Consider the following 20,803-nt stretch of genomic DNA (forward strand, 5'->3'; position numbering starts at 1 on the left):
CCCAGGCGCAGGGATCGTCCTGGGCGCGGCGGGCGACGACGTCCGCCGCAGGGCGAGGCCCGGGCGTGACGGGGAACGCTGGCGCTTGAAGGAATGTTCCAGCCCTTGTGTCGGCGGGCCGACTTAAGGGCCGTTCAGGGGGCCCCCTGGGAGGCCGTGCGGCCCTCGCGGTCCCAGTAGGCGAGGACGCCGTAGCGGGAGAGCCGGCTCATCATGCGCATCAGATTGACGTTGTTCTCGTGGAACAGCGCCTGGGCCTGGGGCCGCACGAGGGCGCTGACCGCGAAGATGACGCCCTGGCGGGTCACCTGGCAGTAGCCGCGGCGTTCGAGGTCGAGGAGGCGGCGGCGCACGGTCTCGTTCGGGAGCCCCATGCGGCGGGCGAGCTGGCTGCGGCGGACGGGCTTGCGCAGCTCGTCGGGCAGGAGGACGCCGGCGGCGAGCTGCTCGGGCGTGAGGCTCTCGATGTTGGCCCGGCCCAGGCCCATCAGCACGAGGCCGGTGAGCGGATCGCCGACCCGGCGGCCCAGCAGCTCCAGCGCGCGCAGGTAGTACTCCGACAGCAGGCGGTTGGCGAGGCGCACCGGCGGCGGGCCCGCCAGCGCGGCCTCCAGGTCGGGCCAGGCGGCGCCGGGCAGGGCGGGACCCGTGTCGCGCGCCATGTCGATCAGGCCGCCCTGCTCCTTGAGGTCGAAGTAGAGGGTCTTCAGCCGCTCGTAGCGCTCGATGGATTGGCGCCGGTAGTCGTCCTGGGCCAGCCGCGCGGCCGGAACCAGCACCCCCTTGGGCGTGATCACGCACTCGCCCTTGGCGGCCAGGGCGTTGAGGCGCCGCCGCACCGTCTCGAACGGCTGGCCCAGCGAGGCGGCGATAGCGTTCATGCTGACCGGCCGGCGCACCTCGTCGGGCGGCGGCGTGTCGAGGGTGGCGTACTTCTGCTGCAGGATCGGGTCCTGGTTGACCGGCGCGACATTGGCCTCGACCACGGCGGTCAGCAGCAGGGGGTCCAGCACCTCGCCCCCCTGGCGGGCGATGTCGGCCACGTCCATTACGAAGTTGACCGACTGACGCGCAATCAGCCAGTGCGCCGCCAGCGGCGGCGGGGTGGAATGTTCGCCCCGGGACGCCTCGATCATGGTGGACGAGCGTCGCCAAAGATTCCTCGCCTTACAAGGTATAGGCGGCCGCAAAGACATCCTCGGGCGCCGTTTCCTGCCCCAGGTGGTTGACGTCGGCGCGCGATGCGCGGCAAGCGCGTAGCGGGCCTTGGACGATCTTTCGGAAGGAGCGCGCGATGGAGCTGGTGATCGGCACCAGGAAGTGGTCGAGCTGGTCGATGCGGCCGTGGCTGGTGCTGACGCGGGCCGGGGCGCCGTTCCGCGAGACGCTGATCGAGCTGCGCCAGGAGAACAATATCAGCGGCGAGGCCATCCGGCTGCATTCGCCCTCGGGCCTGGTGCCGGTGCTGAAGGCCGACGGCGTGACGGTGTGGGATTCGCTGGCCATCTGCGAGTGGGCGGCCGAGCGCTGGCCGGGCCTGTGGCCCCGCGACGCCACGGCCCGGGCGCTGGCCCGCTCGGCGGCGGCCGAGATGCACTCCGGCTTCGGCTCCCTGCGCAGGGAGTGCCCGATGGATCTTGCCGCCGAGCCCCGGGCCGTCGAGCTGTCCGAGGCCACCCACAAGGACATCCGCCGGATCGTCGCCCTCTGGACCGAGCTGCTGGACCGGTTCGGCGGGCCGTTCCTGGCCGGCGAGGGCTGGTCGATCGCCGACGCCTTCTACACCCCGGTGGCCACGCGCTTCCGGACCTACGGTGTGCGGCTGTCGGACTTCGGCGATGACGGGCGGGCCGGCGAATACGCCGCGCGCCTGCTGGAGCAGCCCGAGTTCCTGGCCTGGGAGGCGGCGGCGAAATGAGGCGTGTCGCGGTCATGCTCAGGGCCGTCAATGTCGGCGGCCAGGCCCTGAAGATGGCCGACTTCAAGGCCCTGCTGGCGGACGAGGGGTTCGAGGCGCCTGAAACCCTGCTCGCCAGCGGCAACGCGGTGGTGGGGACGGCGCTCGACGCGGCGGACGTGGAGGCGAGGGTCGCCCAGGCGCTCTCGGCCCGGCTGGGCCTCGTCACCGACGTCTTCGTGCGCGACGCAGGCGAGCTCCAGGCCGTCATCGCCGCCAACCCGTTCGACGACTTCGCCCGCGAGGCGCCCGGCAAGCTGATGGCCGTGTTCCTGAAGGGCGAGCCGCCGAAGGACCTCTCGGGGTTCGACAAGTACGCCACCCAGGGCGAGCAGGTCGCCCCCGGCCCCCGCTGCCTCTACGTGGCCTATCCGCAAGGCGTCGGCCGCTCGAAGCTGGCCGGCGCGCGGACCGAGGCGTCGAAGGGGACCGCGCGGAACTGGAACACGGTGGGGAAGCTGGCGGAGAGGCTGGGGTAGGGGGTTTAGGGCGGGTCGTGGCGCCTAGCTGACCGCCGATGGCCGGTCCGAGCCTCGCCACCTCACGGCAAACTCCCGGCGGCTGCCAGTTCAGCGCCTGCGGCTCGCCCTCTCCACCCTCCCCGCTCTCCGGCCGGCTTCCGGCCCTCCGCTTGCGCTCCGGGCGTTCATTGCGCCGATCCGTCCCCCGGTCGGCCGGATACCGGTTGCGTGGCCGCAACCGGTCGCGTCCCACCCCTCCCGCCGCTTCGCGGGGAGGCAAGGGGGTGTCGGCTTCGGCGGGTCTGGATCGTCCTCAGGGTCGCAAAGGCGGACGAGAAGGAGATCTCCCATGCCCTATGTGGACGGGTTCGTGCTGGCGGCGCCGAAGGCCAAGCTGGAGGCCTACAAGGAGATGGCCCGGCTGGCCGGCGAGGTGTGGATGGAGCATGGCGCGCTCTCCTACGTGGAGTGCGTCGGCGACGACGTCCCCTATGGGGAGCTGACCTCGTTTCCCCGCGCCGTGCAGGCCAAGGACGACGAGGTGGTGGTGTTCTCGTGGATCACCTATCCCGACCGGGCCGCGCGCGACGCCATCAACGCCAAGGTGATGGCCGACCCCCGGCTGAAGGCCTGCGCGGAGGCTATGCCGTTCGACGGCAACCGGATGATCTACGGCGGGTTCCAGAGCTTCCTGGCGCTCTGAGCGGGAGGGGCGCCTAGCCCTCGCGGATGACGGGGACGCGCAGGCGGCAGGCGACGCCGTCGGGGCGGTAGTCGAGGTCGGCCGGGGCGCTCAGTTCGGCCGCCAGGCCCTGGGTGAGCAGGCGCGAGCCGAAGCCGGTGCGGCGGGCCGCCGAGGGGGGCTCGACCGGCGGGCCGCCGGCCTCGACCCATTCGAGTTCGACGGTGTCGCGTTCGGGCGCGAGGCGCCATTCGACGGCGATCCGTCCCTCGCGGGTGGAGAGCGCGCCGTATTTCACGGCGTTGGTGGCCAGCTCGTGCAGGGCCATGGAGACGGCGAGCGCCACCGGCGGGCTGAGGCGCGCCGTGGGGCCGGCGACGGCGATGCGCGCGCCTCCGGGGTCGTCATTGGGGGCGTTCTCGTAGGGGCGCACCGCCTCGCGGACGATGTCGGAGAGCTCGGCGCCTTCCCAGTTCTCGCGGGTGAGCACGTTGTGGGCGGCCGAGAGCGCGAGCAGCCGGTCGGTGAACCGGCGGCGCGCGTCGCGGGCGACGACGCCCTCGCGGAACGTCTGGTGGGCCAGGGACTGGACGGTGGCGAGCGTGTTCTTCACGCGGTGGTTCAGTTCGTTGATGAGCAGGCGCTGGCGCTCCTCGGCGCGGCGGGCGTCGGTGACGTCCATGGCCAGGCCGACATAGCCCTGGAACACCCCGTTGGCGTCGAAGCGCGGCTGGGCCGAGGCGCGCATCCAGCGCCACTCGCCGCGGCCCGTGCGGAACCGGCCCTCCCAGCCGTAGGCGGCGAGCTCGCGGCGGGCGTCCTCGCGCAGTCTGGCGACGCGCGGGGCGTCGTCCGGGTGCATGAGGCCGATCCAGGCGTCGCCCAGCAGGTCCTCGAAGGGCTTGCCGGCCAGGTCGCAGAAGGCGCGGTTGACGAACTCGATGGCCCCGCCCGGCCCCGTCACCCAGACGGGCGAGGGGGCGGAATCGGCCATGGCGCGGAAGCGGGCCTCGCTCTCGCGGAGCGCGCGCTGGCTGCGGGCCCGGCCCAGCGCCGACCAGGTGCGGGAGGCGACCTCCTCGGCCAGGGCCCGCTCCTCGGGCGTCCAGACCCGGGGCTCGGCGGCGCCCACGAAGACCAGGGCCTCCAGGCGGCCGTCGCGGACCAGGGGGGCGATCATCAGCGCCCGGCCGCGGCCCCGGGCGAGCGTCGGGCCCTCGGCCGCCGTGCGGGGGTCGGCCAGGACGTCGGGCAGGGCGAGCACCCCGCCGGCCCGGAGCGCCGGGCCGATCTCGGGGCCGAAGACGGAGAAGGGGATGGTCTGGCCGGTGAGCCGGGGCAGGCCGTCGAGCGCCCAGTCGCCGGAGATGACCAGGCGGGCGTCGTCCCGGGCGATCTCGGCGTAGCCGGCGCGGGCGGCGCCCAGCTTCTCGCCCAGCAGGCGGGCGGCGGCGTTCAGCACCTGGTCCGGGTCGGCGATGGCGCGCAGGGTGTCGGCGACCTCCAGCAGGAAGGCGAGCCGGGTCTCCAGCTCGGCCAGGCGCTCGGCCTGCTCGTGCTCGCGGCGTTCGCGCTCGCGCCGCTCGGTCACGTCGCGGAAGTTGACGCCCAGGCCGTCCTGCAGCGGGAAGGCCCGAAGGCCGACCCACCGGCCCGGGTGGATGTCGGAGGGGACGTCTGCGTCGGCGGGCGCCCGAGCGCGCATGGCCGCCTCCAGGAAGGGGCGCAGGACGCCGTCGGGCGGATTGTCGATCAGCTCCCAGATCACCCGGCCGACCGCCTGCTCGCGGCGGAAGCCGAAGTAGGCCTCGGCGGCGGCGTTCAGGTAGGCGACGCGCCAGTCGAACCCGAAGGCGATGAAGCCGTCGCCCAGGCTGTCGAGGATCTCGGCGGCGCGGTGGTCGCGGCCGGCCTCGTCCTCGCGATCCGCCTGGTCTTCGGGCCCCTGCTCGGCCGCAACGGTGTCTGGAATGGTCGCTCCCCCTGGCAAGGGGCCCCCTGATCAAGCGTCGCCGTAACGCAGGCGTGGCGGCGCCGGTTCCTCACCGCCCAGCTTGCCACAGCCGGCCGGCGAAGTCCCTTTCCCGGGGGGGCTGGGGACTGAGGCGAATGGCCGCCCGCCGGGAGCCTAGGCGCGGACCCGCGCTCCGCGTTCATACCAGCCCCTGGAGCGGTTCACGATGGCGACGACCGAGAGCATGACCGGGACCTCGATCAGCACGCCGACGACGGTGGCGAGCGCCGCGCCGGACTTGAAGCCGAAGAGGCTGATGGCGGCGGCGACGGCCAGCTCGAAGAAGTTGCTGGCGCCGATCAGGGCCGAGGGGCCGGCGACGCAGTGGGCCTCGCCGGCGGCGCGGTTCAGGACGTAGGCGAGGCCGGCGTTGAAATAGACCTGGATCAGGATCGGGACCGCCAGGATGGCGATGACCAGGGGCTGGGCCACGATCTGCTCGCCCTGGAAGCCGAACAAGAGGACGAGCGTGGCCAGCAGCGCGGTGAGCGAGAGGGGCTGGATCTTCGCCAGCGCGCCCTGAAGGGCGGCCTCGCCGCCGCGCCGCAGGAGCGCGCCGCGCAGGAGCTGGGCCAGGATCACCGGGACGACGATGTAGAGGCCCACGGAGATGAGCAGGGTCTCCCACGGCACGACGATGGCCGAGAGGCCCAAGAGCAGGCCGACGATGGGGGCGAAGGCCACGACCATGATGGCGTCGTTCAGCGCCACCTGGCTGAGGGTGAAGTTGGGCTCGCCGCGGGTCAGGTTCGACCACACGAAGACCATGGCCGTGCAGGGTGCGGCGGCCAGCAGGATGAGGCCGGCGATGTAGCTCTCGACCTCGCCGGCCGGCAGGTACGGCCGGAACAGCCAGCCGATGAAGAGCGCGCCGAGCGCGGCCATGGAGAACGGCTTCACCGCCCAGTTGACCAGCAGGGTCACGCCGATGCCGCGCCAGTGGCGGCCGACCTGGGCGAGGGCGGCGAAGTCCACCTTCATCAGCATGGGGATGATCATCAGCCAGACGAGGCCGGCCACCGGCAGGTTGACGCGCGCGACCTCCATCGCGCCCAGGGCCTGGAAGGCGTCGGGCAGCAGGCGGCCCAGCGCCACCCCGGCCACGATGCAGAGGAAGACCCAGAGCGTCAGGTAGCGCTCGAAGACGGACATGGGGGCCGGACCCGCGGCGGACTGGGCGGTCATCGGGCGGGCTGGGCCTGGATCTGGGCCTGGTCGGCGGCGCGGCCGATCTCGCGCAGCTTCGTCTGCAGCGACAGGCGGTCGATGGAGGCGAGCGGCAGGCTTGTGAACAGGCGGATGCGGTTGGTCAGCATGCGGGCGGTGTCGGCGAAGGCGGCGGCGATCTCGGCCTCGGACCCTTCCACGGCGGCCGGGTCGGGCAGGCCCCAGTGGGCGGTCATCGGCTGGCCCGGCCAGATGGGGCAGACTTCGCCCGCGGCGTTGTCGCAGACGGTGAAGACGAAATCGAGGGCGGGGGCGCCGGGCTTCGCGAACTCGTCCCAGGACTTGGAGCGGAAGTCCTCGAAGCGGAAGCCCAGCCGTTCCAGGATCGGGCGGGTGTGGGGATTGACCCGGCCCACGGGCATGGAGCCCGCCGAGAAGGCGCGGAAGCGGCCGGCGCCTTCCTTGTTCATCAGGGCCTCGGCCAGGATCGAGCGGGCCGAATTGCCCGTGCAGAGGAAGAGGACGTTGTAGGTCCGGTCGGAAGGGGCGGTCACGTCGGGCTCCGGGTTCAGCAGGCGCGGCCTTCGGCGGCGCAGGCGGCGCTGGCCGTCTTGGCGAGCGGGGCGCAGATGGCGGGGTTCCCGGCGCAGCAGTCCTCGACCAGGAAGGCCAGCAGGTCGCGCATCCGGTCGTAGGCGGCGGTGTAGATGATCGAGCGGCCGTCGCGGCGCGAGGTCACGAGGCCCGCGCCGCTCAGGATGTTGAGGTTGCTGGAGAGCGTGTTGGGCAGGGCGCCGGTGGCGCGCGCGATGTCGCCGGCGGCCATGCCGGGCTCGCCGGCCCGGACCAGCAGGCGGAAGATGTTCAGCCGGCCCTCGTGGGCGAGCGCCGAGAGGGCGGTGACGGCGGAGGTCGTTTCCATCTTTCGAGAGTACCCGAAATTCACGACAGTGGAATGACGCTCCGCCGCCGGAGCGTCAGCCGCAGCAGCCCGTGGCGGCGGGCTTGGCGGGCTCGGGAGCCGGGCCGCAGCAGGCGCCGGAGGCCTGGGCGGGCTCGGGAAGCTTCTCGTCCTCGCCGTACTGGGTGGCTTCCCCGAAGGTGTAGAAGGTCTCCCAGCGCACGCCGGCCGGGTCGGCGACCCAGCTCTTGTCGGACCTGGCGTAGCAGCAGGTGGTGGCCTCCTGGTCGAAGGTGGTCTCGCCCGCGCCCTTCAGGCGGGCGGCCAGTTCGGAGAGCTCGGCGGCGCTGTCCACCTGGATGCCCACGTGATCCACGCCCGGGGCGCGGTCGCGCTGGGAGATGGCGAAGTTCACGCGCGGGTCGTCCAGCATCCACTTGGCGTAGTCGTCCTTCACGACCGTGGGCTGGGCGCCGAAGAGGGTTTCGTAGAACCGGATCGACTGGGCGAGGTCCGGGACGCTCACATGCAGGTGCAGACGCTTCATGGCGGTCTCCGTGGGTGTTGGTTTTCTATATTTCCAGAAAAATAGAAATGTCAAGCGCGGAGGGCCGGATCGGAATGGAGCGGCCAAGGGGGCGGGCGGCAATGGCAGGAAAGGCGGGAAATACGTCATTTCGGCCAGACGGGTGCGGGCGTATTCGTGGACCCATCGATCCAACGCCGGGAGACCGCCATGATGCGCCGCCTGATCCTCGGCCTGGTCCTGATGCTCGCCATGGCGGGCGCGGCCCGGGCCAAGCCTTTCGTCGTCATCCTCGCCGATGCGCGGGGGACCGTGGCCACCGACCTGATGGCCCCCTACGCCGTGCTCGCCGAGAGCGGGGCGGTGGACGTGAAGGTGGTCTCGCCCACCCGGGCGCCCGCGCGCCTGATCCCGGGCTACGCCTGGGTGGCGCCGCAGATGACCCTGGCCGAGCTGGAGACGCGCCCGCCGGACGTGGTGATCGTTCCGGCCCTTCTGGCGGAGGACGATGCGGAACGCGCGGCGTGGCTGAGGGCCCAGGCCCGCAGGGGCGTCCGGATCATGTCGATCTGCAACGGCGGGCTGGTGCTGGCCAAGGCCGGCCTGCTGGACCGCCGCCAGGCCACCCTCCACTGGTTCAACCGGCCGGGCATGGCGCGCGAGCGCCCGCAGGTGACGTGGCGCGACGACCTGCGCTGGGTCACCGACGGCAGGATCACCACCACCGCCGGGATCAGCGCCTCGGAGCCGGCGACGCTCGAACTCCTGCGCGAGCTGGCCGGCGAGGAGGTGATGCGCGCGACGGCGCGGCGGCTCGCGCTGCCGCTGCCGGACCAGCGCCATGACGGCGCGGACTATCGCCTGACCCTGAAGGGGATGCGGCAGGTCGCGGCCAACACGCTGGCGTTCTGGGGTCACGAGGACGTGGCCGTGCCGCTCGCGCCCGGCTTCGACGAAATCGCTTTCGGCACGGCCATCGACGCCTGGTCGCGGACCTATCGCTCGACGGCCTGGATGACCTCGGATCGGCCCACGGTGCGCTCCCGCCACGGCCTGACGGTGATCCGGGCCGCGACGCCGCCCAGGCGTTTCGACCGGGCGGCGGCCCTGCCGGGGCCGGACGTCATGCTGAACACCTTCGCCCAAGTGCGCCGCGCCTACGGCGAGACCACGGCGCGGTTCGTGGCGATGCAGTTCGAGCACCCGTGGGGCGCGGTGAGCGCCTGGGGAAGGGCGCCCTCGTGAGGGAACCGCTCGCGACCGCGCGCGTTGGGGGCATGGCGGATTGTCGGGTGCACGACAGTGGCTGAGGATCGTAAGGAAGCGCCAGCCGAACGCTATCTCGGCCTGGCCACGCAGATGCGCCAGCAGGCGATGAAGACCGACGACCCCGAGGTGGCCGAGGGCTACCTGAAGCTGGCCGCCATCTGGATGCAGATGGCCGAGGACGCGCGCGCCCGTCGGCCTGCCAACGACTTCCCGGATGCCAACGCGGACGATGACGCCAAGCGCGAGGCCTGAGCCCACGGGAACCCGGCGGCGGCCCGGTCCGTTTGGGCGCGCGATGCGAGAGGCCGGACATCAGACGAGGCGCGGCGCTGAAGCCCGGCCGAGCGGGGCGCGGCGGCCGCGCCGCAGCTCATCCTGCTGGACAACCCGGCCTCTCCCGTGCCGAGCGCGCGGGCGGCGGCTGGCCGGCCCGGAGCGGCGCCAGGACGCCTGACCGTTAACGGAATGGAGGCGGTCGCGCGGCATCCTGCCGGACATGGCGGCCCAGAACCCAGCATCCGCGCGGGCGGACGCGACAGTCTTCCTGCGTATCCTCCTGCTCGCGGCGACCGTGGCGGCGCTGGCCTATTTCGGCCTGGCCGTTCCCCGCGACGAGGGCCGGGTGGCGATGATCTGGCTGGCCAACGCGCCGGTCCTGGCCTGCCTCCTGCGGACCCCGATGAACCGATGGTGGATCTGCCTCTCGGCGGGTTTCGCCGGCAACGTGGCCGCCGACCTGCTGACGTCGGACACGCTGGTCACCAGCGTCGCGCTGTCGCTGTGCAACGCCCTGGAGACGGCGCTGGCGGCGGCGATCATCGGCCAGCTCGTCCGTGGCCGGATGGACCCGACGCGATCGTGGCACCTGGTCGCCAACACCTTCGCCGCCAGCCTGGCGGCGCTCGTCGCCGGCCTGGCCGCCGCGACGGTGATGGGCCTGCGCTTCGACGGCGACTTCCTGCACACCATGATGCTCTGGGCGGTGGCCGACGCCCTGGGGCTGGCGGTGCTGACGCCCTGCATCCTCATCCTGCTGGAGTGGCCGAGGTGGATGCGCGAGCGCCGGTCCTCGGCGGCGGGCGTCCTGGCGCTGGCCGGACTGGTGGCGGCGGACCTGGCGGCCTTCGCCCAGGACGCCTATCCCCTGAGCTTCCTCGTGCCGCCGGCCATGCTGCTGGTCTGCCTGACCCTGGAGGTGCGGGGCGCGGCGATCGGGGTGATCCTGACCAGCGCCATCGCCATCCTCTTCACGTTCTCGGGCCACGGCTCGCTGGTTGGCGCGAACGACAGCTGGACCGCGCGGCTGATCGTCCTGCAGCTCTTCCTGGTGGTGAACTCGGGCCTGGCGTTCCGCATGGCCGGCCTTCACCGCCGCCGCCGCCTGCTGCAGGCCGAGCTGGAGCACGCCCGCGAGGAGGCCGAGGCGCAGGCCGCCCAGGCCCTGACCGCCAAGGGCGAATACCGGCTGCTGGCCGAACGGGTGACCGACGTGATCTCGCGCGCCCGGGTGAGCGGGGAACTGACCTACGTCTCGCCCAGCATCGGGGCCCTGACGGGCTTCCGGCCGGAGGAGCTGCTCGGCCGCGACCTGCTCCCCCACGTCCATCCCGAGGACCGGACGATGTTCGTCGAGGCGCACACCGCCATGGCCGCGGGCCGCCGGGCGGGCGGGCCGATCCGCTACCGCATCATCCGCAAGGACGGCCGGGCGATCTGGATCGAGGGCAACCCCTCGCTGGTGCGCGACGAGGCGGGGCGGCCCGTGGAATTCGTCGACGTCTCCCGCGACGTGACCGAGCAGGTCGAGCTGGAGGGCAAGCTGGAGGCCGCGGTGGCCGACGCCGAGCGGGCCGCCAAGGTGAAGTCCGAGTTCCTGGCCAACATGAGCCACGAGATCCGCACGCCGCTGACCTCGATCCTGGGCTTCGCCTCGTTCCTCGACGAGATGAAGCTCGCCGACCCGGCCGCGCGCTACGCCGGCCGCGTGGTGAGCGCCAGCCGGACCCTGCTGGCGGTGGTCAACGACATCCTGGACTTCTCGAAGCTGGAGGCGGGCCGCCTGGAGCTGAAGTCCCGGCCCACCGACCCGTCCGAGTGCGTCCGCGACGTGTTGGAGCTGTTCGGGCCGCAGGCCGAGGCCAAGGGGCTGGACCTGGCGCCGGACGTGGGCTCGTGCGGCCTGGTAATGGTCGATCCCGACCGGCTGCGGCAGGTGCTGATGAACCTGGCCGGCAACGCGGTGAAGTTCACCAGCGAGGGCCTGGTGCGGATCGCCTGCGCCTACGACCGCGACGCCGAACGGCTGACGTTCCGGGTCAGCGACACCGGCCCCGGGTTGGGCGCCGAGGCCCAGGCCAAGTTGTTCCAGCGGTTCAGCCAGGTGGACGGTTCCACCACCCGGGCCCACGGCGGCACCGGCCTGGGGCTGGCGATCTCGAAGGGCCTGGTCGAGGCCATGGGCGGGCGGATCGGCGTGGAGAGCCGCCTGGGCCGCGGCTCGACGTTCTGGTTCGAGGTCCCGGCGCCGGCCGCCGGCGCGCAGAGCGTGGCGCCCGAGGCGGCGCCCGAGCTGGACGCCCTGTCGGGCGTGCGCATCCTGGCCGTCGACGACAATCCGCAGAACCTGGAGATCGTCCGCTCGATCCTGCGGCCGCTGGGCGTGGAACTGACCGAGGCCGGCAGCGGCGCCCAGGCCGTCGAGGCGGCCAAGATCGCGCCCTTCGACCTGATCCTGATGGACCTGCGGATGCCCGAGGTGGACGGCTGGGCGGCGGCGGGCGCGATCCGCGACGGCGACGGCCCGAACCGCGACGCCCCGATCCTCGCCTTCTCGGCCGACGTGGCGCCGGACCGGCGCGGCGCCATGGGTGTGTTCCAGGACCTGGTGCGCAAGCCGATCGAACCCCTGGAGCTGCTGCGGGCGATCCTGAAGTGGACCCTGCCCGCGTCGGGGGAGGAGGACGCCGATCATGCCGCGGCCTGAGCGCCTCGCGCGCCTGCTGGTCGTCGAGGACGACCCCATGCTGCTGGAGCTGATCGCCACCAAGCTCTGGTTGGCCGGCTACATGGTGATCCAGGCCAAGGACGGCGTGGACGCCGTGCGCAAGCTCGCCGACGTCAGGCCCAGCGGCGTGATCCTCGACATCACCATGCCCAACATGGACGGCTTCGGGGTGCTGGAGCACATGCGCCGCTCGACGGCGCTGCGCGGAATCCCGACCATGGTGCTGACCGCCCGGCGCGAGACCGAGGACGTGAAGCGGGCCATGGCCCTGGGGGCGCGGGACTATCTGACCAAGCCGTTCAGCGACCAGCAGCTCCTCAGCCGGGTGGCGCGTCTGGTCCGCAAGCTGTCCGTGAAGGCCTGAGGCGGGAGGGGGCGGCTCAACCGTGGACGTCTTTTGGTGTTGTCAATCCGCGGAAGTTGAGCTTCCGTGATGTTCCGCGAAAGGCCAAGTCGATGAACAGCCTAGCGTCGCCCATGGAAACCGTCGCCGTGATCGCGGCCGTGGGATGGCCGTTCGCGGTGGCGCTGGGCTTGGTGGCCTGGTCGCGGGCGCGCGACGCCCGCCGGATCGGCGACCGGCCCGACGATGAACAGGCCCGGCGTTATCGCATGGTCGACGGCCGGGCCGTTCCCGAACGGCTGGCGCTGGTCCTCGAGGCCCTCGAGGAGGCCCAGGCGCGGCGGCCAGCCGCCCGCAAGCCCGGTTCTAAGGAGGCCAAGACGCCGGCCCCGGCGACCTGACCACATCGGAGAACGACCCCGCCTGTCCGGGGCCGGCCGGGCGTCAGATGGAGCGAACCTGATGACCACCGCCCCTTCCTCGTTCCTGCACTCCCCGGCTCACGAGCTGGTCGGCCGGGCCTGGCCGGTGCTGGCCCTGCGCGGGATCGGCGCGATCCTCTTCGGCGTGGCGGCCTACACCTGGCCGGGCGTCGGCCTCTTGTCGGTCATCTGGCTGTTCGGCGCATACGCGGCCTTCGACGGCCTGGCGTCGCTGGCGGCCGCGACGCGCGGCGGCCGGGCGGCGGACCGCTGGTGGCTGGTCTTCATGGGCGTGGTGAGCCTGGGCGCGGCGGCGATCGCGTTCCTGTGGCCGGGCGTGACGGCCATGACCCTGGTGGTGGTGATCGCGCTGTGGTCGATCGTCCGCGGCCTGGCCGAGATCACCGGCGCGGTGGTGCTGCGGAAGGACCTCCGGCACGAGTGGGCGCTGGCGCTCGCCGGCCTGCTCTCGACGGTGTTCGGCGTGGCGCTGTTCATGGCGCCGCTGGCCGGGATATTCGCCCTGCTGTGGCTGGTCGCCGGATGGGCGATCCTGTTCGGCGTGCTGAACGTGACCTGGGCGCTTCGGCTGCGGGCCCTCAACGGCGGCTGAGGCGGCTCAGTCGCTCTTGCGGGCGCGGTTCCAGAAGAACTGCGCGGCCAGGCCTATGAGGCACAGGACGAGGAGGAAGCCGGCGATGGCGCGCGCGGCGTCGACGAGGAAGCCGACGATCGCGAGCGCCACGATCGCGGCCAGCAGGATGGCGACCCATTTTCCCATGCCGTCTGAATGCGCGGGACAGCTTGAGCGTTCCCGGCGGGCCTTGGGCGGAGGTCCCGGGCCAGCGTCTGGGGCGGCGGTCTTGAAAAGGACACGTCGGCGGCGTTGACTCGCGGTCCGGCGGCCCTGGAGAGGGAGCTTCGAGGCGAAGGACATGATCTCAGCCATCAGGCGCGTCATCACCGGGCCCGGGGCGGGCCCCGCGGCCTCGGCCGTCGCCTTCATCATGGCGGCCCTGCTCGTGGCGTCCTGGGGAAGCTGGAAGATCGAGCGGGCGCGGCTCGAGGGCCGGATCGCCGAACTCGTCCAGCAGTCCGAGCGGTCGCAGTCTCTGTGGCGGGCTCAGCTCTCGGCCTGCCACGCCGCGGCGGGCGCGCGGACCCTGACCGAGACCGCCTATGCGCGGCCGGCGGCCGACCCGAAGGACCCGGCCCAGCGGCTGCTGGCCCAGGGGCCCGAGGGCATCGACGTCTGCGCCCGGATGGAAAGCGCCGACCAGGCGGTCCTGTCGACGCTGAAATGACGCCATTCGAAGGCCTGAAACCGCTGATCGTCGCGTGCGCCGGCCTGACCGTGGCCGGGGCCTTGGCCGGCTGCGAGACCCTGCGCCGCCAGACGGTGCGCCCCGCGCCCGAGCCGCCGGTGCTGGCGGTGCGTCCGCCGGCGGTGGTGGAGGTGGAGCCGCCGGGCGGAGGCCGGCCCGCGCCGCAGGCCGCGCGGGGCTGCGTGCCCCGGACCCTGGGACCCCCGCCGCGCTATCCCGACAGCGACGCGGCCCTGCGCGCCGCCGCCGGCGCGGCCGACCGCTACCAGCTCATGGCCGCCGGCCGTCTGATGCGCCAGAAGCGCCTTGAGGAGCTGGAGCGCGCCGTGGCGGCCTGCCGGTAGGGGGGGGAGCGTCCAGCAGCCTGTTCGCGGACGCCGCGATGCGGATTGCAGCCTCCAAGGTTCCGGCCTAGACGCCATCGCTAACCTTCTCGAACGGTGGGGGAAACATGACCCGCGAGCTTGTGACGTCCGGCTCCCCGATGGAACCGAAGATCGGGTTCTCTCGGGCGGTGCGTTCGGGCGCCTACCTCGCGGTGGCGGGAACCGCTCCCATCGGACCGGACGGCAGGACCTCGAGCCGTGGCGATGTCTACGGGCAGACGAGAGACTGTCTCGCCATCGCCCAGCGCGCTATCGAGGCGGGCGGCTTCCGTATCGAGGACGTGGTCCGTACGCGCGTGATGCTCACCGACATGGACAGATGGCAGGAAGCCGCCAGAGCGCACGGGGAGGTGTTTGGCGAAATCCGCCCTGCCTGCACCTTCGTCGGCGTCGCTCGGTTCATCGACCCTGAATGGCTGGTGGAGATAGAAGTCGACTGCTTCCGGGGCGAACCCTGACGGCCTGAACGGGGGGCAGGCGGGGACGCGAGGGACACAGCAAAACGCCCCGGCCGAAGCCGGGGCGCTGCAACTCTCCTCGGGCCTTGGCCCGGATCAGAACCGGTACTGCAACTCCACCCCGTAGGTGCGCGGGGGCACATAGGAGATGGTGCGGTTGATGAAGCCGGTGTTGGGACCGGTGTTGATGCGGGACCCGTCGGCGCCGGCGACGCCCTCCTGCTCGAACAGGTTCTTCACGTAGGCGATCACCGTGTAGCGGTCGTCCCGGTCGTTCCAGATGAGGCGGGCGTCGGTCTGGGACCAGGCTTTGCCCTGATTGTAGTAGCGGTTGAAGATCGAATAGTAGGTCTTGTCCTTCCAGACCCAGGTCACCGAGGCCGACAGCTTTCCGGGCGTGAATTCCCACGTGTAGTTGCCGTTGACCGTCACGCGGTGCGGGGTCGACGAGGGAAGCCGGGCGTCCTCCAGGTCCTGGTTGAGGCCTGCGGTGGGGCTGGCGAGGGCCGCGGCGGTGTTGCCGGCCAGCACCACGCCGGGCTGGAGACCGCGCGGGTCTTCCGGGTCCTGGAAGCAGCAGGCCTCCTTCAGCTTGGCGTTCAGATACGAGTAGTTGGCCAGGATCTGAAGGTTGTCGATCGGCTGCCAGATGGTCTCCAGCTCGAAGCCCAGGATCCGCGCCTTGGGCATGTTGAAGAACCGGGTGACGTTCAGGTCGGTCACAGGGTCGCGGCCCGTGATCGGGACCTGGATGTCCTTGTAGTCGTAGAGGAACGCCGAGGCGTTGGCCTGGAACGCGCCGCCGATGGTCTTCTTCAGGCCGACCTCGTAGGCGTCGATGGTTTCTTCCTGGGTCGTGACGTTCGGCGTTAGCGTCGTCGTCCCGGAGTTGAAGCCGCCCGCCTTGTAGCCGCGCGTGTACTTGGCGTAGGCCAGGGTGTCGTCGTCGGGTTGCCAGTCGAGGCCCAGCGTGCCGGTCACGCCGCTCCAGTGGTTCTTCAGGCCGCGGTGGCGCAGGCCGGTGGTGGGATCGGTATAGGCGGGCAGGTAGACCGACGGGTCGCTGCTGGTCCCCGGCGCGGCGACCGCCGTGACGTCCACCGGACGTCCGGTGATCCGCGAGACCGGGCAGGTCGCCGTGTAGAGGCAGAACAGACGGGCGCTCTCGAACGAGCGCTTTCGGTCATAGGTGTACCTGAGGCCGGCCGTCACCTTGAGCTCTTCGGTCATCCGCCAGTCGACCTGGCCAAAGCCGGCGTAGGACTCGCTGACGTTCTTCGAGCTCCCGTAGGCATAGCGGCGTTCCGGGTTAGGGGCCGCCGCGATCAGCTGGGTCGCCGGGTTCAGGGAGAACAGCGTCGGGTTCTCGAACCGGGGATCGTCCGGATGCCGGGCGTCCGACAGCGTATAGTTGGAGCCTTCGTGGAACTGGTAGAGGCCCAGCAGCCACTGCACCGGACCATCATAGGTCGAGGCGAAGTTCAGCTCGTTCGAGTACCACCAGACCTCTTCCTGGTACTGATTGTTCCGCCGAGGGTAGTAGAGGGGCGAGACGCCCGGCGCCACGGTGAGGTTGAACGGCGCCTGGCGCGAGGTGCCGTCGAGGTCGGTCTGCAGGCGGTAATCGTAGTACACGCCGCCGCTGATGTACCTCACGTCGACGCCGTCGAGATGCAGGGCTGCCTGGAAGGCCCAGCCGTCGTTCTCGAGGCTGATGTAGTTGCCGTCGTCGTTGTTGAAGCAGAACTGGCATTCGCTGCTGGGCAGCGCCAGGGGCAGGCCCAGGGTCGCGGAGTTGGGTGTCAGCGTCGCCTGAAGGGGCGAGGTCACGTCACGGATCCCGTAGGGGATCGTGGTGCGGCCGCCGGGGCCCCGGCCCAGGTTGTGCCACTCCGCGGTGTCGACCTTCAGCCACCAGTCGAGCTTGCCGTCGCCGAGGCTGCCGTCCAGTTGACCCTCGACCTGCCACTGATCGCCCCGTCCGCCCTCGGACTCGCCGTTGGGGTTCAGGTTCTTGAAGTACCCCTTGCCCTGCGAACTGTACGACCCGGCGAGGCGGCCGCGGATGTTGCCCACCAGCGGGCCCGAGACCGCCGCTTCGGTCATCCAGGTGTCGTAATTGCCCATGCCGGCGCGCACTTCGGCGTACAGGTCGTCGGTGGGGCGCTTGGAGATGATGTTCAGCGCGCCGCCGATGGAGTTGCGCCCATAGAGGGTGCCCTGGGGCCCGCGCAGGGCCTCGGTCCGCTCGATGAAGAGGGTCGAGCGCGCGAAGGCGGTGACCGACGAGGTGTAGACCCCGTCGTTGTACATGGCCACGCCGCCCTCGGAGGAGCGGTTGTTCGTGAAGCGGCCGATGCCGCGCATGTTGATGCGGTCGTTGTTGGTCGAATAGGCCAGGCCCGGCGTGAAGTTCGTCAGGTCCTGGACCGAGTTGATGCCGACCAGTTCGCGCCGCGCGTCGGTGAAGGCCGACACCGCCACAGGAACGTCCTGCAGCGACTGCTCGCGCTTCTCGGCCGTGACGACCAGTTCCTCGATTGTGTTCTGGCCCGCGCTCTGCGCATGGGCCGCGCCGGCCAGCACCGCCAGGGCGCAGGACAGCATTAGAGTCTCTCTGGAAATCATAGGACGTTCCCCCAAGCCTGTTCTTTGATCGCGCCTTTGCGACGCTTGGTTTCGAAGTTCCAGCATGGAGACGGTCCCGTCAATAAGGGCGACCAGATTGTACGCTGTATGGGGAAAATGCTCGAAACATGGGGATGGTGAGGCTCGGGTTTGAAGGCATGGTACGTCACGAACGGGTGGGGTGGGCCTTCGAAGGAGCGCTGCGGTCGCCCCGGCCAGGCCGGTGGGGGCAGGCTTCCTGCGCGAAGGGGCGCGCATGGCCGGATGTCGACGCCGCCCCGAGAAGGACCTGGACGGCTGGGTCGCCCGGGGGCTGGCGCCGGCCGCGAGCCGCTTCCACGCCAAGCAGCGACAGGCTGAGGCCATGGGCAAGGCGCGCCTCCAGGCCCCGGCTGGAGAGCCCCTGGCCGTCGTCTCGGTCGGCCTTGACGGCAAGGCCCGTCTGAAGGGCGCGGTGATCGGCGGGACGCGCACCGCCCTCGACGGGTTCTGAGCCGGGTTCTGGCGCGGGCGAAATCGCGTATAGGCTCCCCCCGGAACGGCGAGGGGGACGACGTGGCGACTTTGACCGGAGCGGGCGTGGCGGCGCAGCCCATGAAGCGCACGCCGATCTGGGGCCAGCTCTATGTGCAGGTGCTGGCGGCCATCGTGCTGGGCGCCCTGATCGGGCATTTCTGGCCGCAGACGGGGGCGGCGCTGAAGCCGCTGGGCGACGCCTTCATCAAGCTGGTGAAGATGATCATCGCCCCGGTGATCTTCCTGACGGTGACGACCGGCATCGCGGGCATGCGCGACCTGGGCAAGGTCGGCGGCGTGGCGGCCAAGGCCTTTGGCTACTTCATCGTGGTGTCGAGCTTCGCGCTCGTGGTGGGGCTGATCGTGGCCAACGTGGTCCAGCCGGGCGCGGGCATGAACGTCGACCCCGCGACCCTCGACGCCGAGGCGGTGCGGGGCTACGCGGCCAAGTCCCACGAGATGACCGTCACCGGCTTCCTGATGGACATCATCCCCGAGACGGTGGTGGGGGCGTTCACAGGCGGCAACATCCTGCAGGTGCTGTTCTTCTCGATCCCGTTCGGCGTGGCCCTGGCCATGATCGGCGAGCGGGGGGAGCCGGCGCTGAAGGTGCTGAACTCGGCGGCCGAGGCGTTCTTCCGGCTGGTGGCGATCTTCATGCGCGCCGCGCCGATCGGCGCGTTCGGGGCCTTCGCCTTCACCGTGGGCAAGTACGGCATCGCCAGCATCGTCAGCCTGGCGGCGCTGGTGGGCACGTTCTACGCGACCTCGCTGATCTTCGTTCTGGTGGTGCTGGGGGCCATCGCCCGGCTGCACGGCTTCTCGATCCTGAAGCTGATCCGCTACCTGAAGGAGGAGCTGCTGCTGGTGCTGGGGACCTCGTCCTCGGAGGCCGCGCTGCCGAGCCTGCTGGAGAAGATGGAGCGGGCCGGCGCGCCCAAGACGGTGGTCGGGCTCGTCGTGCCGACGGGCTACAGCTTCAACCTCGACGGCACGAACATCTACATGACCCTGGCGGCGCTGTTCATCGCCCAAGCGCTGGGGATCGAGCTCACGCTGGGCGAACAGCTCCTGCTGCTGGCGGTGGCCATGCTGAGCTCGAAGGGGGCGGCGGGGGTGACGGGCGCCGGGTTCATCACGCTGGCGGCCACGCTGTCGGTCGTGCCCAGCGTGCCGGTGGCCGGCATGGCGCTGATCCTGGGCGTGGACCGGTTCATGAGCGAGTGCCGGGCGCTGACCAACTTCGTGGGCAACGCGGTGGCGACCCTGGTGGTCAGCCGCTGGGAAGGCGCGCTGGACCGGCAGGCGCTGGAGACGGCGCTGGCGGGCGGGCCGGGGCCCGTGGCGGCCCAGCCTGTCGAGGCGGACGCGGACTAGAAGAAGGAACCACGGAAAACACGGAAGGCGCGCTTGCGCGCGCCCACACAGAAGGGCCTGCGCTGCTTCGGTGTTTTCTGTGTTTCTGTGGTTCGAAAGATCGGCCTTCGGCCGGGGAACCACGGAAAACACGGAAGGCGCGCCCGCGCGCCCTCACGGAAGGGGCGGCGCCGACTTCTGTGTTTTCTGTGTTTTCAGTGGTTTGAGGTTTTGGGCCTTCGGCCCTGGTCAGCTCGCGCGGGAGAGGGGCGGGCGGGCGCCGCCGGCGGCGGCGCGGTGGATGGAGGCCATCAGGCCCGAGACCAGGATGGGCTTGGAGACGAAGTCGTCGAAGCCCAGGGCCGCGTACTCCTGCGGCCGGCGCGACAGCACGTCGGCGGTGAGCGCGATGACCGGGGTGTTACGCTCGGGGCCCACCGAGGCGCGCAGGCGCTGCACCACCTCGATGCCGCCCATCTCGGGCATGTGGATGTCCATGAGGACCACGTCGAAGGCCTCGCGGCCGAGGTGGTCGAGGGCCTCGGCGCCCGAGAGCACGGCCACGGCGCTGTGGCCGAAAGCCTCGAGGATCTCCTGGACCACCCGCAGGTTCATCGGGTCGTCGTCGCAGTGCAGGACCCGCAGCGGGCCGCCTTTCAGATCGCTCACGACGAAAGCTCCGTTCGGCGGGCGCAAGGCCGCGACCCCGCCCCATCACGGCGAAAAGATGGCGGTCAGAAGCTAAGGTAAGACTGACGGACGTGCCTAACCGCCGTTAAGTTAGCTGAACGGCCCGGCTGTCGCGAGATGTCGCCGAAGGATCGCCAGCATCGGCCAAGATCAGCCTGTGGACGAACCGTGGGCGGACAAGTCGCGCAGGGTTAAGGCCGCGCCCGGTGGCGGCAGACCGGGCGGCTGCTGCTTGCCAAAGACGCGGGCCTCGCTAGCTAGGGAGCCATGCAGACGAGCGAAGCGGGCAAGGCCACCTCCGGCTGGCTTGTGGGGGTGATGGTGGAGGTCGAGGGCGAGCGCGTCGCCTTGCGCCACTATTACGCCATAGGCCTTGCCGACCAGGCCCGCGCCGAGTGGACGGCGGTCGACCGGGCGCTCTCGGCCGGGCGCGTGGCCACCAGCCCGGTCGGCGGCCTGGAGCCGGTGCAGGCGGTCAATCCGCTGTCGGCGGCGCGGATGAAGACCCTGGGCCTGAAGGCCGGCGAGGTGCGCGAACTGGGCTGGAAGCACCCGCGCCGCTGGCTGGCCTGAAGACGCTCGCGTTTTAGTCGAAGCCCCTGAGATTCCACAACTTTCGCGATCTACCCCATTTGGGGGAAGCGGACCGCCCCGGGCCGTGATCGCTTAAGGCCGAGCTTGCCCCGAGGCGCCTGAGG

At 71.2% G+C, this 20,803-nt stretch carries 24 protein-coding genes; 15 read left to right on the forward strand and 9 right to left on the reverse strand.

Annotation, left to right across the window (positions count from 1 at the left end; all coding sequences use genetic code 11):
- Positions 1–134: 134 nt before the first annotated feature.
- Positions 135–1,136 carry a hypothetical protein gene (locus ACK4TT_RS15785; protein WP_410213381.1) on the reverse strand — a complete coding sequence of 334 codons (1,002 nt, stop codon included), beginning with the start codon at positions 1,134–1,136 and terminating at the stop codon, positions 135–137.
- Positions 1,137–1,294: 158 nt separating this feature from the next.
- Between ACK4TT_RS15785 and ACK4TT_RS15790 the strand changes: the two genes are divergently transcribed.
- From ACK4TT_RS15790 to ACK4TT_RS15800, 3 genes are all read left to right on the forward strand, one after another.
- Positions 1,295–1,918, forward strand: coding sequence for a glutathione S-transferase family protein (locus ACK4TT_RS15790; RefSeq protein ID WP_409639624.1), 624 nt, complete (start codon positions 1,295–1,297; stop codon positions 1,916–1,918).
- A complete protein-coding gene (locus ACK4TT_RS15795; RefSeq protein WP_410213382.1) occupies positions 1,915–2,436 on the forward strand; it encodes a DUF1697 domain-containing protein in 522 nt (173 codons plus the stop codon). The genes ACK4TT_RS15790 and ACK4TT_RS15795 overlap by 4 nt, the downstream gene beginning before the upstream one ends.
- 331 nt (positions 2,437–2,767) lie before the next feature.
- Entirely contained in the window at positions 2,768–3,121 is a 354-nt protein-coding gene (locus ACK4TT_RS15800; protein ID WP_409639630.1) for a DUF1428 domain-containing protein, read from the forward strand.
- Positions 3,122–3,134: 13 nt separating this feature from the next.
- Here the strand turns inward: ACK4TT_RS15800 and ACK4TT_RS15805 are convergent, their stop codons facing one another.
- The 5 genes from ACK4TT_RS15805 to ACK4TT_RS15825 form a co-directional block, all read right to left on the reverse strand.
- Positions 3,135–5,090 (reverse strand): PAS domain S-box protein, encoded by a 1,956-nt coding sequence (locus ACK4TT_RS15805; protein ID WP_410213383.1) that lies wholly within the window; start codon positions 5,088–5,090, stop codon positions 3,135–3,137.
- A gap of 138 nt (positions 5,091–5,228) precedes the next feature.
- Positions 5,229–6,299: an ACR3 family arsenite efflux transporter gene (gene arsB / locus ACK4TT_RS15810; protein WP_410213384.1), complete on the reverse strand. Its 1,071-nt coding sequence runs from the start codon at positions 6,297–6,299 to the stop codon at positions 5,229–5,231.
- On the reverse strand, positions 6,296–6,835 hold the full coding sequence (locus tag ACK4TT_RS15815; protein WP_410213385.1) for an arsenate reductase ArsC: 540 nt from the start codon (positions 6,833–6,835) through the stop codon (positions 6,296–6,298). The genes arsB and ACK4TT_RS15815 overlap by 4 nt, the downstream gene beginning before the upstream one ends.
- Before the next feature lie 14 nt (positions 6,836–6,849).
- Entirely contained in the window at positions 6,850–7,203 is a 354-nt protein-coding gene (locus tag ACK4TT_RS15820) for an ArsR/SmtB family transcription factor (protein ID WP_409639642.1), read from the reverse strand.
- Between the two features lie 55 nt (positions 7,204–7,258).
- Positions 7,259–7,729 (reverse strand): ArsI/CadI family heavy metal resistance metalloenzyme, encoded by a 471-nt coding sequence (locus tag ACK4TT_RS15825; protein WP_410213386.1) that lies wholly within the window; start codon positions 7,727–7,729, stop codon positions 7,259–7,261.
- 192 nt (positions 7,730–7,921) lie between these two features.
- Here ACK4TT_RS15825 and ACK4TT_RS15830 point away from each other — a divergent pair, with 192 nt between their 5' ends.
- The 6 genes from ACK4TT_RS15830 (at position 7,922) to ACK4TT_RS15855 (ending at position 13,359) form a co-directional block, all read left to right on the forward strand.
- Positions 7,922–8,953 carry a DJ-1/PfpI family protein gene (locus ACK4TT_RS15830; RefSeq protein WP_410213387.1) on the forward strand — a complete coding sequence of 344 codons (1,032 nt, stop codon included), beginning with the start codon at positions 7,922–7,924 and terminating at the stop codon, positions 8,951–8,953.
- A gap of 57 nt (positions 8,954–9,010) precedes the next feature.
- Complete coding sequence (locus tag ACK4TT_RS15835) at positions 9,011–9,229, forward strand: hypothetical protein (RefSeq protein WP_410213388.1); 219 nt, start codon at positions 9,011–9,013, stop codon at positions 9,227–9,229.
- Positions 9,230–9,473: 244 nt separating this feature from the next.
- Positions 9,474–11,960, forward strand: coding sequence for an ATP-binding protein (locus ACK4TT_RS15840; protein ID WP_410213389.1), 2,487 nt, complete (start codon positions 9,474–9,476; stop codon positions 11,958–11,960).
- Entirely contained in the window at positions 11,947–12,345 is a 399-nt protein-coding gene (locus ACK4TT_RS15845) for a PleD family two-component system response regulator (protein ID WP_409639657.1), read from the forward strand. The genes ACK4TT_RS15840 and ACK4TT_RS15845 overlap by 14 nt, the downstream gene beginning before the upstream one ends.
- 113 nt (positions 12,346–12,458) lie before the next feature.
- Complete coding sequence (locus ACK4TT_RS15850; protein WP_409639659.1) at positions 12,459–12,725, forward strand: hypothetical protein; 267 nt, start codon at positions 12,459–12,461, stop codon at positions 12,723–12,725.
- Positions 12,726–12,786: 61 nt separating this feature from the next.
- Positions 12,787–13,359: an HdeD family acid-resistance protein gene (locus tag ACK4TT_RS15855; protein ID WP_409639662.1), complete on the forward strand. Its 573-nt coding sequence runs from the start codon at positions 12,787–12,789 to the stop codon at positions 13,357–13,359.
- A 6-nt stretch (positions 13,360–13,365) separates the two neighbouring features.
- Here ACK4TT_RS15855 and ACK4TT_RS15860 read toward each other — a convergent pair whose 3' ends face one another.
- A complete protein-coding gene (locus ACK4TT_RS15860) occupies positions 13,366–13,527 on the reverse strand; it encodes a hypothetical protein (RefSeq protein WP_409639665.1) in 162 nt (53 codons plus the stop codon).
- Between the two features lie 154 nt (positions 13,528–13,681).
- Here ACK4TT_RS15860 and ACK4TT_RS15865 point away from each other — a divergent pair, with 154 nt between their 5' ends.
- The 3 genes from ACK4TT_RS15865 to ACK4TT_RS15875 all read left to right on the forward strand — a co-directional run bounded on the left by ACK4TT_RS15865 (position 13,682) and on the right by ACK4TT_RS15875 (position 14,915).
- Positions 13,682–14,050, forward strand: a complete 369-nt coding sequence (locus ACK4TT_RS15865) for a hypothetical protein (protein WP_409639668.1) — start codon at positions 13,682–13,684, stop codon at positions 14,048–14,050.
- Positions 14,047–14,415, forward strand: a complete 369-nt coding sequence (locus ACK4TT_RS15870; RefSeq protein ID WP_409639671.1) for a hypothetical protein — start codon at positions 14,047–14,049, stop codon at positions 14,413–14,415. Before ACK4TT_RS15865 ends, ACK4TT_RS15870 begins: the two co-directional genes overlap by 4 nt.
- Positions 14,416–14,522: 107 nt before the next feature.
- Positions 14,523–14,915: a RidA family protein gene (locus ACK4TT_RS15875; protein ID WP_409639674.1), complete on the forward strand. Its 393-nt coding sequence runs from the start codon at positions 14,523–14,525 to the stop codon at positions 14,913–14,915.
- Positions 14,916–15,011: 96 nt separating this feature from the next.
- On the opposite strand, the gene ACK4TT_RS15880 is transcribed toward ACK4TT_RS15875, so the two are convergent.
- The gene (locus tag ACK4TT_RS15880; protein ID WP_409639677.1) at positions 15,012–17,522 is read right to left on the reverse strand and encodes a TonB-dependent receptor; all 2,511 of its coding nucleotides are present in this window, start codon (positions 17,520–17,522) and stop codon (positions 15,012–15,014) included.
- A gap of 277 nt (positions 17,523–17,799) precedes the next feature.
- Between ACK4TT_RS15880 and ACK4TT_RS15885 the strand changes: the two genes are divergently transcribed.
- Together ACK4TT_RS15885 and ACK4TT_RS15890 are read left to right on the forward strand one after the other, a co-directional pair.
- Complete coding sequence (locus tag ACK4TT_RS15885) at positions 17,800–18,036, forward strand: hypothetical protein (protein ID WP_410213390.1); 237 nt, start codon at positions 17,800–17,802, stop codon at positions 18,034–18,036.
- A 101-nt stretch (positions 18,037–18,137) separates the two neighbouring features.
- Positions 18,138–19,436 carry a dicarboxylate/amino acid:cation symporter gene (locus tag ACK4TT_RS15890; protein WP_410213399.1) on the forward strand — a complete coding sequence of 433 codons (1,299 nt, stop codon included), beginning with the start codon at positions 18,138–18,140 and terminating at the stop codon, positions 19,434–19,436.
- Between the two features lie 228 nt (positions 19,437–19,664).
- Here the strand turns inward: ACK4TT_RS15890 and ACK4TT_RS15895 are convergent, their stop codons facing one another.
- Positions 19,665–20,084 carry a response regulator gene (locus ACK4TT_RS15895; protein ID WP_410213391.1) on the reverse strand — a complete coding sequence of 140 codons (420 nt, stop codon included), beginning with the start codon at positions 20,082–20,084 and terminating at the stop codon, positions 19,665–19,667.
- 288 nt (positions 20,085–20,372) lie between these two features.
- On the opposite strand from ACK4TT_RS15895, the gene ACK4TT_RS15900 reads away from it, so the two are divergent.
- Positions 20,373–20,678 (forward strand): hypothetical protein, encoded by a 306-nt coding sequence (locus tag ACK4TT_RS15900; RefSeq protein WP_410213392.1) that lies wholly within the window; start codon positions 20,373–20,375, stop codon positions 20,676–20,678.
- The last annotated feature ends 125 nt before the right edge of the window (positions 20,679–20,803 follow it).

Source organism: Phenylobacterium sp. (genome assembly GCF_046463815.1).
GTDB lineage: Bacteria > Pseudomonadota > Alphaproteobacteria > Caulobacterales > Caulobacteraceae > Phenylobacterium.

What these genes read in the sequence shown, in the direction of transcription:
- ACK4TT_RS15900 (WP_410213392.1), top strand. Translation starts at nt 20,373, where the DNA reads ATGCAGACGAGCGAAGCGGGCAAGGCCACCTCCGGCTGGCTTGTGGGG.
- ACK4TT_RS15875 (WP_409639674.1), top strand. Translation starts at nt 14,523, where the DNA reads ATGACCCGCGAGCTTGTGACGTCCGGCTCCCCGATGGAACCGAAGATC.
- ACK4TT_RS15850 (WP_409639659.1), top strand. Translation starts at nt 12,459, where the DNA reads ATGGAAACCGTCGCCGTGATCGCGGCCGTGGGATGGCCGTTCGCGGTG.
- ACK4TT_RS15855 (WP_409639662.1), top strand. Translation starts at nt 12,787, where the DNA reads ATGACCACCGCCCCTTCCTCGTTCCTGCACTCCCCGGCTCACGAGCTG.
- ACK4TT_RS15890 (WP_410213399.1), top strand. Translation starts at nt 18,138, where the DNA reads ATGAAGCGCACGCCGATCTGGGGCCAGCTCTATGTGCAGGTGCTGGCG.
- ACK4TT_RS15880 (WP_409639677.1), bottom strand. Translation starts at nt 17,522, where the DNA reads ATGCTGTCCTGCGCCCTGGCGGTGCTGGCCGGCGCGGCCCATGCGCAG.
- ACK4TT_RS15800 (WP_409639630.1), top strand. Translation starts at nt 2,768, where the DNA reads ATGCCCTATGTGGACGGGTTCGTGCTGGCGGCGCCGAAGGCCAAGCTG.
- ACK4TT_RS15845 (WP_409639657.1), top strand. Translation starts at nt 11,947, where the DNA reads ATGCCGCGGCCTGAGCGCCTCGCGCGCCTGCTGGTCGTCGAGGACGAC.
- ACK4TT_RS15840 (WP_410213389.1), top strand. Translation starts at nt 9,474, where the DNA reads ATGGCGGCCCAGAACCCAGCATCCGCGCGGGCGGACGCGACAGTCTTC.
- ACK4TT_RS15865 (WP_409639668.1), top strand. Translation starts at nt 13,682, where the DNA reads ATGATCTCAGCCATCAGGCGCGTCATCACCGGGCCCGGGGCGGGCCCC.
- arsB (WP_410213384.1), bottom strand. Translation starts at nt 6,299, where the DNA reads ATGACCGCCCAGTCCGCCGCGGGTCCGGCCCCCATGTCCGTCTTCGAG.
- ACK4TT_RS15790 (WP_409639624.1), top strand. Translation starts at nt 1,295, where the DNA reads ATGGAGCTGGTGATCGGCACCAGGAAGTGGTCGAGCTGGTCGATGCGG.
- ACK4TT_RS15885 (WP_410213390.1), top strand. Translation starts at nt 17,800, where the DNA reads ATGGCCGGATGTCGACGCCGCCCCGAGAAGGACCTGGACGGCTGGGTC.
- ACK4TT_RS15825 (WP_410213386.1), bottom strand. Translation starts at nt 7,729, where the DNA reads ATGAAGCGTCTGCACCTGCATGTGAGCGTCCCGGACCTCGCCCAGTCG.
- ACK4TT_RS15820 (WP_409639642.1), bottom strand. Translation starts at nt 7,203, where the DNA reads ATGGAAACGACCTCCGCCGTCACCGCCCTCTCGGCGCTCGCCCACGAG.
- ACK4TT_RS15785 (WP_410213381.1), bottom strand. Translation starts at nt 1,136, where the DNA reads ATGATCGAGGCGTCCCGGGGCGAACATTCCACCCCGCCGCCGCTGGCG.
- ACK4TT_RS15860 (WP_409639665.1), bottom strand. Translation starts at nt 13,527, where the DNA reads ATGGGAAAATGGGTCGCCATCCTGCTGGCCGCGATCGTGGCGCTCGCG.
- ACK4TT_RS15870 (WP_409639671.1), top strand. Translation starts at nt 14,047, where the DNA reads ATGACGCCATTCGAAGGCCTGAAACCGCTGATCGTCGCGTGCGCCGGC.
- ACK4TT_RS15795 (WP_410213382.1), top strand. Translation starts at nt 1,915, where the DNA reads ATGAGGCGTGTCGCGGTCATGCTCAGGGCCGTCAATGTCGGCGGCCAG.
- ACK4TT_RS15830 (WP_410213387.1), top strand. Translation starts at nt 7,922, where the DNA reads ATGCGCCGCCTGATCCTCGGCCTGGTCCTGATGCTCGCCATGGCGGGC.